Raw genomic sequence first — 12,529 nt, forward strand, 5'->3', positions numbered from 1 at the left:
TAGATGAATTACTATGTAATAGATGATTTGCAGCGGGCGATCGACCGGAGCGGCCATACGTATGACCGCGAAAAGATCATGGCGGCCTATCAGCTTGCCAATAACGCCCATAATGGGCAGTGCCGTGTTTCCGGCGAACCGTATATTTCGCATCCGATTGCGGTTGCGATTATCCTGATCGACCTGGGTATGGACAGCGAATGTATCCAGGCTGCGTTGCTGCATGATGTTGTGGAGGATACGGATATCACGGGCGAGGCGGTTGGAAAGCAGTTTGGCACTGATGTGGCGCTGCTGGTCAACGGCGTGACAAAGCTCGGAAAGATCAGTTTTACGTCGCGCGAGGAGCAACAGGCGGAAAATGTGCGCAAAATGCTTCTAGCGATGGCGCAGGATGTGCGCGTTATCATCATCAAGCTGGCCGACCGTCTGCACAATATGCGTACGATCGAGGTCATGCCCGATCAGAAACGGCGTGACAAAGCGCTTGAAACCATGGAGGTTTATGCGCCGCTGGCACACCGGCTTGGTATCCGGGCGGTCAAGGAGGAGCTGGAGGACATCTCCCTACGCTACCTCGATCCTGTGGCATATCATGAGATTGAATCGATGCTGGAGATGAAACGCGCCGACCGTCAGAGCTTTCTGGAAAAAATCAAGGATAAAATACGGGAGCGGCTTGCGGCGGAATACAACGATATCTATGTCGACGGACGCGTCAAAAGCGTTTATGGCATCTACCGCAAGATGTATATTCAGGGAAAGGCGTTTGAGGAAATTTTCGATATTTATGCCGTACGCATCATCGTTGATTCGGTCAATGAATGCTACAATATCCTGGGCATCATCCACGACCTGTTCCGTCCGCTGCCCAACCGGTTTAAGGATTATATTTCCACACCGAAGCCGAATATGTATCAGTCGTTGCACACAACGGTCATCGATAAGGAAGCCATTCCGTTCGAGGTGCAAATCCGCACATGGGATATGCACCATACCGCCGAATATGGCATCGCGGCGCATTGGAAGTATAAAGCCGGCGTCACCGGACGTGACAAGCTCGAGGAGCGGCTTGCGTGGATTCGCCAGTTGATAGAGAACCAGAAGGAAGCTGACGACGTAGAGGACATTGTGCGGTCGATCAAAAGCGATCTTTCGCCTGAGGAGGTATTTGTATTCACTCCGAAGGGCGATGTCGTCAGTCTGCCCGTCGGCTCGACGGTGATCGACTTTGCATATGCTATCCATACCGAGGTTGGCAACAGGATGGTTGGCGCTAAGATTGACGGGCGCATCGTCGCACTTGACACACCGGTGCGTACTGGTCAGATCATTGAGGTTGTCACGACGAACACGAAGGATCATGCGCCAAGCCGCGACTGGCTTAAAATCGTCAAGACGACAGAGGCGCGCAACAAGATCCGCAACTGGTATAAAAAGGAACGCCGCGAGGAAAACGTTGAGCAGGGCCGCACCGAGCTTGAAAAGGAATTTCGCCGCAACATGATTACGCTGCCGGACGGGAAAATGCAGGAATTTTTGTCGGCGATCGCCAAACGGCAGCACTTCGAGCTTTCAGAGGATTTTCTGGCGGCTATCGGGTATGGCGGCGTGCTGCTTTCAAAAATCATGCCGCGCATCAAGGAAACATTTATCCGCATGTACCGCACAGACCCGCACGCGGCGCCCAGTCCGGCGCCCGTCAAGCCGCATCATCGGGTAAGGGGTGCGTCGGGCGGCGTCATTGTGGAAGGGCTTGACAGCTGCCTGGTCAAATTTGCACGCTGCTGCAATCCGCTTCCCGGCGACGAGATCATCGGGTTTGTCACGCGCGGGTTTGGGGTTTCAATCCACAAAAAGGACTGCCTCAACGTGATCAATTCGATCAACGATCCAAACAATGCCGAACGTTGGGTGCGCGCTGAATGGGCGCTCGATCAGGCTAAGCGCGAGAATTTCAAAAGTACGATCGAAATCGTCACGGACGACCGTTTGGGCGCGCTGGCCGATATTTCCGTCGCGCTGTCGTCGATGCGTATTTCGATCAGCACGCTGATGGCGCGTGAAGTAAAAACGGGCGAAAACGTCGTTACGGTTACATTTACCGTCAGCGACATTGATCAGCTCAATTTTATTATCAATAATCTCAAGAAGATTCCAGGCGTGGAGCGCGTCACACGGTCTGCGCAGTAAGGCGCCGGAATAAACTGGAAGGGGGGCTTTGCTTGAAGGCAGTTTTGCAGCGTGTCTCGTCCGCATCCGTCAGAATTGGCGATGAGATCGTCGGGAAGATCGGCCAGGGGCTTGTTGTTCTGCTCGGCGTCGTTGATGGAGACGGCGTGGAGGAAGCTGATTTTCTTGCGGAAAAGGCGGCGAATCTGCGCATTTTTGGGGACGCACAGGGCAAGATGAACCGATCTCTGCTCGATATCGGCGGTGAGATGCTCGTCGTATCAAATTTTACCCTATGCGCTGATATGCGTCACGGCCGGCGTCCGTCGTTCACCGGGGCGGCAGAACCCAAAACAGCCGATTCTCTCTATCTGCGGTTTGTGGCAGCGGTCAAAGACACAGGCGTGACATCTGTACAGACCGGACGCTTTGGGGCCGATATGCTCGTTTCCATTGAAAATGACGGGCCGGTGACGATCATCCTCGACACTGATGAAATCATGAAGCGGCCAGGGAATATTTGAAAGAAAAGCGGCGTGGCCTTATGTTTCAAACAGCTCTGGACCGCGAAGGAGAAACAATCATGAAAGTATATACCATGCCTGTCGGAACGATGGGTACAAACTGTTATATTGCAGCGGACGGCGATGTCTGCGCTGTGATCGATCCGGGCTTTCAGGCTGAAAAGCTGATCTCGTTTCTGCGCGAGCACAAGCTCCGGCCGGAATATATTTTGCTGACACATGGCCACTACGATCATATCGGTGCGGTGCGCGCGCTGCGCGATGCATTCGGCTGCAAGCTGGCGATCGGGCGCGGCGACGAGGAGATGCTGGCCGATCGCAAAAAAAGTTTGGCGATCATGCGCGGCATGACCGATGAGGATTACATCCTGACGCCTGATGAGCGGCTCGATGAGGGCGACAGGGTCACAGTCGGCGGTATGACGTTTGAGGTGATCGACACGCCGGGACATACGGCCGGCGGCGTGACCTACCGGTGCGGCGACGTCCTGTTTACAGGCGACACGCTGTTTGCGGGCGATATCGGCCGTATCGACCTGTATGGCGGCGATTACGGGGAAATGATGGCGTCGCTGCAAAAGCTTTCGAAGCTGGAAGGTGATTACCGCGTGCTGCCCGGTCATGGGCCTGAAACGACGCTTGCGCGCGAGCGCAGAAGCAACCCATACATCAACAGGAACCCGGGCTATGACGCTTTTTATTGAGGGCCATACGTTCGGTTATGAGCTGTCACGCGTCGCGCAGATGTTTTTTCCGGGGGAGAAGGTCGTCTTTCAGGAGGGCGCGCCACAGGGCGCGCCTGCTCTCGGTGCGCGCCTGTGCGGCGGCGTGCTGTCGGTTTCCTACCGGGATGCGTCCGGCAGCCTGCGCAGCGTGCCGGAGGAAACGGCTGCGCCGGGCTGCGCGCCCGGGGAAATGGAACACGCGTTTGGCGTGATGCTGTATCGCCTTCTGTCGCAGGTAACAGGCTTTCGACCGCCGTGGGGTGTGCTGACGGGCGTGCGGCCCGTGCGGCTGTTCATGACAGAGCTTGCGCGCTGCGCGGACGACGGCGCGCTGCGCAGGCGTTTTATGGACGGCAGTCTTGTGAGCGGGGAAAAATTTGACCTCGCGCTGCAAACAGCGCGTATTGAACAGCCGCTGCTCTCCCGTTCAACGCCCGACAGCTTTTCGCTGTATGTTTCCGTGCCGTTTTGTCCGACGCGCTGCGCGTACTGTTCGTTTGTTTCGCAGTCGGTCGAACGCGACGCGGCGTTGATCCCGGCGTATGTGGACAGGCTCTGCGAGGAGCTGGAATACACAGGACGCCTGGCAAAGGAATTGGGGCTGCGCCTGCGCACGGTTTATTTTGGCGGCGGAACGCCAACGACGTTGTCGGCTGAAGATCTGACGCGCGTGATGGGAACGGTTGCAGACAGCTTCGATCTGTCCGGGCTGTGGGAATATACGGTGGAGGCTGGACGGCCTGATACGGTTACGCCTCAAAAGCTGCGCGCCATCTATGAGGGCGGCGCGCGGCGCGTCAGCATCAATCCTCAAACGCTTTCAGATACCGTACTTTTCGCCATCGGCCGCCGCCACACGCAGGCACAGTTTTTTGAAGCGTTTGCAATGGCGCGCGCGGTGGGTTTTGACTGCATCAATACCGACCTGATCGCCGGACTCCCTTCAGATACGCCGGAGGGGTTTGCCGCAAGTGTGGACGGCGTACTTGCGCTCCATCCGGAAAACGTCACCGTCCATACGCTGACGGTCAAACGCGCCTCGCGGTTGACATTTGACGAAGCGCGCGGTGAGCTGGAGCTTGTCGGCGGCATGGTCGGCTATGCGCGAAACGCATGTGAAGCGGCCGGCCTGCGGCCGTATTATCTCTATCGGCAGACGGGCACGCTGGCCAGCCTGGAGAACGTCGGCTATGCCGCAGCAGGAACAGAGGGCCTTTATAATACATACATTATGGATGAAACGCATACGATTCTTGCCGTTGGCGCGGGCGCTTCTACAAAGCTGCGCCACCCGCAAACGGGCAGACTCGAGCGTGTGTACAATTATAAGCATCCGACCGAGTATATCGGGCGCTTTGACGAGGCGCTGCGCCGCAAGCAGCGCGTGCGTCTGTTTTATCAGGGCAGCGGCTTGTAAATATCAGGCGGATGGTGTATAATGCATACTAATTTAAAGGATAGGAGGCTTTCAACATGGGAAAATTCGACGAGCTGATTATAAAGGCAAAAGATTTGGCGGGGGTTGCCGGCAGCAAAGCGCAGGAGGTTGCGGAGCAGGCGAAGCTGCGCATGCAGATCACACAGATGAAAAGCCAGATCGACGCAAATTACCTCAAGCTTGGTGAAATCATCTATGAGCTGAATAAGTCCGGCACACAGAATGAGGAGCTGGTCGGGATGTGTGTCGCCGAGATTGAGACACAGCTTGCAGAGCTTACAGAACTAAAGGACAAGCTGGACGAGATGCGCAAGGTCCTGCGCTGCCCGGATTGTATGTCTGAGAATCCGCGCGACGCGCTCTATTGTTCGCGCTGCGGCGCGTCGCTGAAGGGGCAGTCGCCCACCGCGCCCGCGGACAGCGATGTTGTCAATGAGGAGGATATGCCGGAGGAGCCGGCAGACAAGACCCAGGCGCCAACTGCGATGGTCATCGACGAGTCAAAGGAGTAAACAGATCGATGAAAAGGCCCGGATGGAATATCCGGGCCTTTATCTCGGCGAATGAAAAGTTTAAGATGTACAGATACATGGACAGATTTTGTTAAAGGATGGGAGTATGGAAGCAAGAAAAGAAAACAAAATGGGGACGCAGCCTGTGGGAAAGCTTTTGGTATCCATGTCGTTGCCGGTAATGGTATCAATGCTGATACAGGCGCTATACAATATCGTAGACAGCGTGTTCGTCTCCAAGATCAGTGAAAACGCTCTGACGGCCGTGTCTTTAGCCTTTCCGATCCAAAACCTGATTATTGCTGTTGCGGTCGGCACCGGTGTTGGTATCAATTCACTTTTGTCACGGCGGCTCGGTGAACGCAATTTTGAGGATGCCAACGCAGCTGCTGAAAATGGGATTATGCTCGCGGTGTTAAGCTGGATCGTTTTTGCGGTCGGCGGCGGGCTGTTTGCCGGCGGTTTTTTTCGCATGTTTACCTCCAGCCCGGAGATCGTTGAAATGGGTACGCAGTATTTAAGTGTCTGCTGCATCTTCTCATTCGGCTGCTTTTTGCAGCTTGCAACGGAGCGTATTATGCAGGCCACAGGCGTGACGATCTATAATATGATCACACAGGGCATCGGTGCGATTACAAATATCATCCTCGATCCAATTCTGATTTTCGGTTTGCTTGGTATGCCTAAAATGGGGGTGAAGGGAGCCGCCGTCGCTACAGTTGCAGGTCAGATTCTCGCGATGACGCTTGGGCTTTTGTTTAATCACCTTTTTAACCATGAAGTGCATATGAATTTTTTGAAATTCCGACCCAATTGGCGTATCGTTCGGGAGATTTACAAAGTCGGGGTTCCGTCGATCGTCATGCAGTCGATCGCAACGCTTATGACCGGCGGTATGAACAAGATTCTGATTGTTTTCTCCGAAACGGCCGTTTCGGTATTCGGCATCTACTTTAAGCTGCAAAGCTTTGTATTCATGCCGGTATTTGGCCTGACGAACGGGTTAATTCCGATTGTGGCGTATAATTTTGGCGCGGGCAAAAAGGAGCGCATCATCAAAGCGATTCGCCTGGCGTGCGTCTATGCGCTCGCAATCATGCTGGCTGGTATGGTTGCTTTTATCGCTTTCCCCGCTCAGATGATTGGTATGTTCGCCTCCTCGGAGGAGTCGCTGGGTGCAATGACAGCGATCGGTGTCCCCGCGCTCAGGCTGATCAGTTTAAGTTTTCTGGGAGCGGCGGTTGGAATTGTATTGTCATCCGTCTTTCAGGCGGTTGGAAACGGGATATACAGCCTGCTTATGTCCCTGACCCGTCAATTGGCAGTATTGTTGCCGGTCGCTTGGGTAATGGCCCGTTTTGTGAGCCTGGACGCAGTCTGGTTGGCGTTCCCGATTTCGGAGATGGTTTCGCTTTGCATGGCGCTTATGATGTATCGGAGAATCTATCACAGACAGATCAGTGTGCTCAAGGCGTCCTGAAGGACGCCTGAAAAAGCCCTTCCCCCCGCCTATAGAGGCGGGGGGAAGGGCTTTTTTCAAATGCGTTCGACTAATCCCAACGTCAGTTTGGCACAGCGGTGCGCCGCCTGCTCAACAAAGGTGTCGAAATCCATCTCTCCGTTGTCATCCGCGCCGTCGGAAATACAGCGCAGGATGGCAAACGGCAGATTGTTGAGGTAGCAGACATGGCCGACCGCCGCGCCCTCCATCTCCGTCGCGTCGCCGTGCGTATCGGAAATGATGCGGGCTTTGACAGCAGAATCAGTGATAAACTGATCGCCAGAGACAACGCGTCCGCGAATACAATGCAGCCCCTGTTCGGTACAAACAGCTTCAGCAAGAGCCGCAAGCCGCGGATCCGTGGGGAAGCAGTCACAGTTCGGGAAATTGTTTCTAAGCAGGGAGGCGGGAAACAGATCGTGATACATGACATCGTTTGCAACAATGATATCAAAGATATGGAGCTTGTCCGATAATGCGCCTGCGACGCCGCTGAACACGATGCATTCGACACCGAAATTGGAAATCATCATCTGTGCGCAGGCCGCCGCGTTGACCTTGCCGATGCCGCCGGTCGCCGCGACAATATCCTTACCGGCGTATTCGGCACAGAAAAACGTGCAGCGTCCTGCCTGCGCGGTGCGTCCATGCGCAAGAGCCTCCTTGATAAGTGCGAATTCGTTGTCCATTGCGCAGATGATACCGATTTTTTTCATGAATAAAATCCTCCATTCCACCGTTTGGCGCCGGCACGGATACGGGTCAGGGCTTGCGGGAAAAAACGGCAGATACTAAAATAGCGCCTCTTTAAAGCGATGCCCAGCCGGCGCTGCTGACAGCTCTATTTTATCGGATTAGCCATGGGAATGCAAGGCCGGACTGGTCATAATGCGGTGCATGTGGTAATATAAGTGTAATAACGCACGGCCGTGGCCGCGCGTTTGATGAATGTTTTGGCCCGGTTTTAACACAATAGATCCTGTCAACAGATTACATACCGGGGAAAGCTAAGGAGCGTGGACACATGGAGCAGCGCCGTGGACATGGCTATCTTTACGGCACAATGGTATTGGCGGTTGGGACGGTCATTGTCAAGCTGATCGGCGTATTTTTCAAAATCCCGCTGACGAATATCCTTGGCGGCGTTGGTATGAGCTATTTCAACGTCGCCTATGAGCTTTACTATCCGCTTTATGCGCTGTTTGTTTCAGGCGTACCGGTGGCCGTTTCCAAGCTGGTCAGCGAAAGCGTTGCCAGAGGGCGCGCGCGTGACGCAGAAAAACTGCTGCGCCTGTCTGTGGGCGCGTTTGTCGTGATTGGGATCTTGGGTTCTGCTCTGATGTATTTCGGAGCGGACTGGTTTGCGCAGCGCGTCAACAATCCACCTGCGGCGCTTGCCGTGCGTATGCTTTCGCCCGCGTTGCTTTTTGGCTGTGTAATGGCGGCGCTGCGCGGCTATTGGCAGGGGATGCAGAATATGATCCCGACAGCTGTCTCGCAGGTTGTGGAGGCTGTGGCAAAGCTTGCGCTGGGCCTGACGCTCGCGTATGCGGCGACAGCCATGGGCATGGCTGAATATGCGCGCGCCGGGACTGTATTTGGAATGCTGTGCGATTCCGCCGGGCAGGCGCAGATCGCGGTTCTCCCATATGCGGCTGCGGGCGCGATCCTGGGCGTAACGCTCAGCATGGCGTGCGGTTCGCTTTATATGCTGACGCGCCGGCGCGTCCGTGCGGATAAGGCGGCCCCGCCGCCTGCGCCGGGGGGAGAGCTGCTGCGCAGGCTGGCTGCGATCGCAATCCCGGTCTGTGTCGCGTCCGTAATCGCGAATCTGACTTCGTTTATCGATCTGATTTCTGTGATGAACCGGTTAACCGCGGCGATTGCGCGCGCGCCCCAAACCGTTTGGGGCATGTATGACGGTATGATTCCGGCCGGTGTTGACCAGGGAATGCTCGCGTCATATCTGTATGGATGCTACTCAGGTCTTGCGGTCCCGGTTTATAACCTGGTTCCATCCCTGACGGCGACCATTGGCATCAGCCTGCTGCCCGCTGTTTCCGCTGCCTGGGCGACGCGCAACAGCCGCGTGTTTGAGCAGAACGCCGCGTCGGCGCTGCGGATCGCATCGCTCATTGCGATGCCGGCTGGTATTGGTATCTGTGTACTCGCCGGTCCTGTCATGCGGCTTTTGTATTTCTCCAAGCCGATGGAGGCGGCCGTTATCGCGCCCGCCCTGCGTTTTATGGGTATCAGCGCGATTTTTGTGGCGGTTTCGTTGCCGGTCAACGCAATTTTGCAGGCAATCGGCCGCGCTGATCTGCCGGTTAAGCTGCTGTTTGCAGGCGGGCTGATGAAACTAGCGCTTAATTTTGTTTTGGTTGCAATCCCACAGCTCAATATTCAGGCCGCGCCCATCGGGACGCTTGTCTGTTACTGTTTTGTGCTTTTCGTCAGTCTGTCCCGTCTGGTAAATTTGACCAGCGTGCGTATCCGGGTGCTCCCCGTCTTTGGAAAGCCGCTTTTTGCAGCCGTTTGCTGCGGAGCCGCCGCATGGGCCGCAAACGGGCTTCTGGAGCGGGTTTGCAGGGGTTCGGTCGCCACGTTGGGCGCGGTGGTGGCCGGCGCTGTGACGTATCTTGCTGTTGTACTGCTGACGCGGACATTGACGAAGGAGGATGTCACTATGTTGCCGGGCGGAGAAAAGTTTGCAAAGCTACTTGAAAAGCGTTCCCTTTTGGGGTAGAATACTAAAGTACCGCTAAAATGGCTTAAAAAGGGGGCTTGCGCCGATGCCGGCCGCTTTTGAACGCAAGGCGTCCTACAGGATTGAAGATCTGCTGCGCATCATGGAAATACTGCGCTCCAAGCAAGGGTGTCCTTGGGACCGGGAACAGGATCACCATTCCATCCGCAAAAATTTTGTGGAGGAAACTTACGAGGCCTGTGAAGCGATCGACCGCGAAGATACAGATTTGCTGCGCGAGGAGTTGGGCGATGTGCTTTTGCAGATCGTGTTTCACGCGCGCATGGAGGAGGAGGCAGGCTCGTTTTGCTTTGACGATGTCTGCGATGGTATCTGTAAGAAACTGATCCTGCGCCATCCGCATGTATTTGGCGACACGCATGTTTCAGGAAGCGGGGATGTGCTCGTTAACTGGGAGCGGATCAAGCAGGAGAGCAAGGGGCAGAAAACGGCGGCCGAGACGCTGAGAAGCGTCAGCGCGGCACTCCCGGCGCTGATGCGCAGCGAGAAGGTGCAGCATCGTGCGGCCAAGGTCGGATTCGATTATCCCAACGGCGCGATGGCGCTTGACGATCTTGCCAGCGAATTGGACGAGCTGCGTGAGGCGGTCGCGGAAAACGACGCCGCGCATATCGATGAGGAGCTAGGCGACCTGTTGTTTGCCGCGGTCAATGTGTCGCGTTTTGTTGGGATCGATGCGGAGGAGAGCTTGAACCGCGCCTGTGATAAGTTTATTGGCCGGTTTACAGACGTTGAACAGCTTGCCATGGAGCGGGGAATCGATATGAAAGCTTCGCCCATCGAAAAGCTGGACGAGCTTTGGCGCGAAGCGAAGCGGATGAACCAGTGAGCGTTTTGCTCAGGCATTTCATGTCTGAAGATATATTTATTTTATGGAGGGCTTTTAAAAATGACGAAAGCAGAATTGATTACCGCTGTTGCGGAAAAATCCGGACTTTCTAAAAAAGACAGCGAAAAGGCTGTTGGTGCGATTGTAGAGACGATTACCGAGGCTCTGAAAGCGGGCGACAAGGTCGCGCTTGTTGGCTTTGGTACATTTGAGACAAAGCATCGCAAGGAACGTCAGGGCATCAATCCGATCACCCAGAAGCCGATTACGATTGCGGCGGCGACGGTTCCTGCGTTCAGCGCGGGAAAAGCTCTCAAGGATGCTGTCGCCGGCAAATAAGAAAAGCACATGCAGGGGGGTGAGGGCCTGCCGCTTTGCGGCAGGCTTTTGCCATACATGCCCTATTTCTGTGACGGAGGATTTTTTTGTGAGACTCGATAAATATTTGAAGGTGACGCGGTTGATCAAACGGCGCACGATTGCCAATGAAGCCTGCGACGCTGGACGTATTGTAGTCAATGGCAAGGTCGCGCGCGCTTCCTACGATGTGAAGGAGGGCGACGTCATCGAAATCAATCTTGGGCAGAAGCCGCTGAAGGTAAAGGTCGTCAAGGTCAGTGAATATGCAACAAAAGACACGGCGGCTGAGGCTTACACCGTGATTGAATAGGATCAGAAAAAAGCATGGCGCGGAATATTTTCCGCGCCATGCTTTTTTGAATGGGGCGCGTTACTCTGGTATGGTCAACAAATCGATCAGCGCCTCTCCCTGCGCCCAGGGCATCGAAAGTCCAAGCAGACGCGCAATTGTGACAGGCTCATCGATCAGGTTCGCCTGCTCGATAACCGCGTCCGGACGGACGCCAGGACCCTTCAGAGCAAAAAAAGGCGTCTGACCGCGCCGGGGATCGTGGCCATGATTGGCCCGATAAGGGAGACCCGCGTCCGCCAGAGGGCGCATCAGCGCCGCTCCTTCCCATTCATCACAAAACAGCACGCCTGGCGCGCCCTCGAGCACAAATGAGAACGGCCCTTCCAAATGAAACCGTTCTTTTGCCTGGAGGCGGTCATATACAGCCGCGATTCCCAGACGCTCACGTATTCTTTCGTCGTTCAACATGGCATGGACAGCGGGAACATCCGATGGGTCGGCGACATAGACCTGTGCAGAGCAGCAAGCCGAATGCGATTGCGCCCGCCAATGAACACCGTTTGGCCCTGGCATGAGGAATCCTTTTTCGCGAAGAAGGACATTTGGATAGGACGCACAGTCGACAGGAACCTGTCCATGGTCGCTGCAAAGGGCGATCGTTGTCTCCTCCAGGATTCCGAGAGCGTCAAGCTCGCGCAGCAGGCCGTTTAGAAGAATACCTGTGCGCTTGACAGCCGCCCATGCCTGTGTCGAGTCAAGCCCGCTGTAATGCTTGGCGTTGTCAATCTGGCATACATGCGCGTAGACCAGCGGCGGATTGCCCAAACGGATGACATGACGCAGGCATGCAAAAACAAATTCATCAAGCATCGGCTGTTGAAATCCCTGCGGGATGGAGCCGACCTCCGGCCAGATTTTCCGGATGAACGGCGCGCTGCCAGCCCTGCACATCGGTTCAAAAAAACCGCTGTTGGGATCGCCGTCCCAAATTTCCGGGATCAGATAATCGACAGGGGCGTTGCCCATGCATGGCCAGAGGATGCAGCCGGCACGCAGTCCGGCCGCGTGCGCCGCATGGAAAATAGTGGGGCGGCGGATTTGGTCATGAAAAAAAATCCACGGCCGTTGGCGGGTTTCAGGCAGGAACAATTCATTGTTGAACACGCCGCTTTCCTCGGGCCAGCACCCGCAGGCCATAGCTGCATGGCAGGGATAGGTCAGGGAGGGGTAGACGCTGCGGATATGGCGCGCCAGCGCGCCGTGTTCCCAAAACCACGAATAGCCCGGCAGATCACGCGCTTGAAAAAAATCCTCAAAAGTCATGGCGTCCAAAGAAAGAACAATCACTTTTGAGGAAAGCGGCTTGGACATGAAAAAACCTCCCAACTAAGTTAACGGATAGTAGATTT

At 55.3% G+C, this 12,529-nt stretch carries 12 protein-coding genes; 10 read left to right on the forward strand and 2 right to left on the reverse strand.

Going from position 1 to position 12,529, the window contains the following annotated elements; all coding sequences use genetic code 11:
* The first annotated feature begins 3 nt into the window (after positions 1-3).
* The 6 genes from FMM72_RS04305 (at position 4) to FMM72_RS04330 (ending at position 6,851) form a co-directional block, all read left to right on the forward strand.
* Entirely contained in the window at positions 4-2,193 is a 2,190-nt protein-coding gene (locus FMM72_RS04305) for a RelA/SpoT family protein (RefSeq protein WP_160208281.1), read from the forward strand.
* A gap of 32 nt (positions 2,194-2,225) precedes the next feature.
* Positions 2,226-2,696: a D-aminoacyl-tRNA deacylase gene (dtd, locus tag FMM72_RS04310; RefSeq protein WP_162220710.1), complete on the forward strand. Its 471-nt coding sequence runs from the start codon at positions 2,226-2,228 to the stop codon at positions 2,694-2,696.
* Between the two features lie 59 nt (positions 2,697-2,755).
* Positions 2,756-3,400, forward strand: a complete 645-nt coding sequence (locus FMM72_RS04315) for an MBL fold metallo-hydrolase (protein ID WP_162220711.1) — start codon at positions 2,756-2,758, stop codon at positions 3,398-3,400.
* Positions 3,384-4,838, forward strand: coding sequence for a coproporphyrinogen dehydrogenase HemZ (hemZ, locus tag FMM72_RS04320; RefSeq protein ID WP_162220712.1), 1,455 nt, complete (start codon positions 3,384-3,386; stop codon positions 4,836-4,838). The genes FMM72_RS04315 and hemZ overlap by 17 nt, the downstream gene beginning before the upstream one ends.
* Before the next feature lie 56 nt (positions 4,839-4,894).
* Positions 4,895-5,371 (forward strand): zinc ribbon domain-containing protein, encoded by a 477-nt coding sequence (locus FMM72_RS04325; protein WP_160208285.1) that lies wholly within the window; start codon positions 4,895-4,897, stop codon positions 5,369-5,371.
* A gap of 106 nt (positions 5,372-5,477) precedes the next feature.
* Positions 5,478-6,851 (forward strand): MATE family efflux transporter, encoded by a 1,374-nt coding sequence (locus FMM72_RS04330; RefSeq protein ID WP_162220713.1) that lies wholly within the window; start codon positions 5,478-5,480, stop codon positions 6,849-6,851.
* A 56-nt stretch (positions 6,852-6,907) separates the two neighbouring features.
* Here the strand turns inward: FMM72_RS04330 and FMM72_RS04335 are convergent, their stop codons facing one another.
* Positions 6,908-7,588 (reverse strand): 5'-methylthioadenosine/adenosylhomocysteine nucleosidase, encoded by a 681-nt coding sequence (locus FMM72_RS04335; RefSeq protein WP_160208287.1) that lies wholly within the window; start codon positions 7,586-7,588, stop codon positions 6,908-6,910.
* A gap of 308 nt (positions 7,589-7,896) precedes the next feature.
* On the opposite strand from FMM72_RS04335, the gene FMM72_RS04340 reads away from it, so the two are divergent.
* The 4 genes from FMM72_RS04340 (at position 7,897) to FMM72_RS04355 (ending at position 11,138) form a co-directional block, all read left to right on the forward strand.
* Positions 7,897-9,618, forward strand: a complete 1,722-nt coding sequence (locus tag FMM72_RS04340; RefSeq protein ID WP_162220714.1) for a putative polysaccharide biosynthesis protein — start codon at positions 7,897-7,899, stop codon at positions 9,616-9,618.
* Positions 9,619-9,664: 46 nt separating this feature from the next.
* Entirely contained in the window at positions 9,665-10,468 is an 804-nt protein-coding gene (mazG, locus tag FMM72_RS04345) for a nucleoside triphosphate pyrophosphohydrolase (RefSeq protein WP_160208289.1), read from the forward strand.
* Between the two features lie 60 nt (positions 10,469-10,528).
* A complete protein-coding gene (locus FMM72_RS04350; RefSeq protein WP_006875795.1) occupies positions 10,529-10,807 on the forward strand; it encodes an HU family DNA-binding protein in 279 nt (92 codons plus the stop codon).
* 88 nt (positions 10,808-10,895) lie between these two features.
* A complete protein-coding gene (locus tag FMM72_RS04355; RefSeq protein ID WP_160208290.1) occupies positions 10,896-11,138 on the forward strand; it encodes an RNA-binding S4 domain-containing protein in 243 nt (80 codons plus the stop codon).
* 60 nt (positions 11,139-11,198) lie between these two features.
* Here the strand turns inward: FMM72_RS04355 and FMM72_RS04360 are convergent, their stop codons facing one another.
* Positions 11,199-12,491 (reverse strand): alkaline phosphatase family protein, encoded by a 1,293-nt coding sequence (locus FMM72_RS04360; protein WP_162220715.1) that lies wholly within the window; start codon positions 12,489-12,491, stop codon positions 11,199-11,201.
* Positions 12,492-12,529: the final 38 nt, after the last annotated feature.

Origin of the sequence: Anaerotruncus colihominis, from assembly GCF_010206195.1 — a bacterium.
Classification (GTDB): domain Bacteria; phylum Bacillota; class Clostridia; order Oscillospirales; family Ruminococcaceae; genus Anaerotruncus; species Anaerotruncus colihominis_A.

What these genes read in the sequence shown, in the direction of transcription:
- FMM72_RS04305 (WP_160208281.1), top strand. Translation starts at nt 4, where the DNA reads ATGAATTACTATGTAATAGATGATTTGCAGCGGGCGATCGACCGGAGC.
- FMM72_RS04315 (WP_162220711.1), top strand. Translation starts at nt 2,756, where the DNA reads ATGAAAGTATATACCATGCCTGTCGGAACGATGGGTACAAACTGTTAT.
- hemZ (WP_162220712.1), top strand. Translation starts at nt 3,384, where the DNA reads ATGACGCTTTTTATTGAGGGCCATACGTTCGGTTATGAGCTGTCACGC.
- FMM72_RS04325 (WP_160208285.1), top strand. Translation starts at nt 4,895, where the DNA reads ATGGGAAAATTCGACGAGCTGATTATAAAGGCAAAAGATTTGGCGGGG.
- FMM72_RS04330 (WP_162220713.1), top strand. Translation starts at nt 5,478, where the DNA reads ATGGAAGCAAGAAAAGAAAACAAAATGGGGACGCAGCCTGTGGGAAAG.
- FMM72_RS04335 (WP_160208287.1), bottom strand. Translation starts at nt 7,588, where the DNA reads ATGAAAAAAATCGGTATCATCTGCGCAATGGACAACGAATTCGCACTT.
- FMM72_RS04340 (WP_162220714.1), top strand. Translation starts at nt 7,897, where the DNA reads ATGGAGCAGCGCCGTGGACATGGCTATCTTTACGGCACAATGGTATTG.
- mazG (WP_160208289.1), top strand. Translation starts at nt 9,665, where the DNA reads ATGCCGGCCGCTTTTGAACGCAAGGCGTCCTACAGGATTGAAGATCTG.
- FMM72_RS04350 (WP_006875795.1), top strand. Translation starts at nt 10,529, where the DNA reads ATGACGAAAGCAGAATTGATTACCGCTGTTGCGGAAAAATCCGGACTT.
- FMM72_RS04360 (WP_162220715.1), bottom strand. Translation starts at nt 12,491, where the DNA reads ATGTCCAAGCCGCTTTCCTCAAAAGTGATTGTTCTTTCTTTGGACGCC.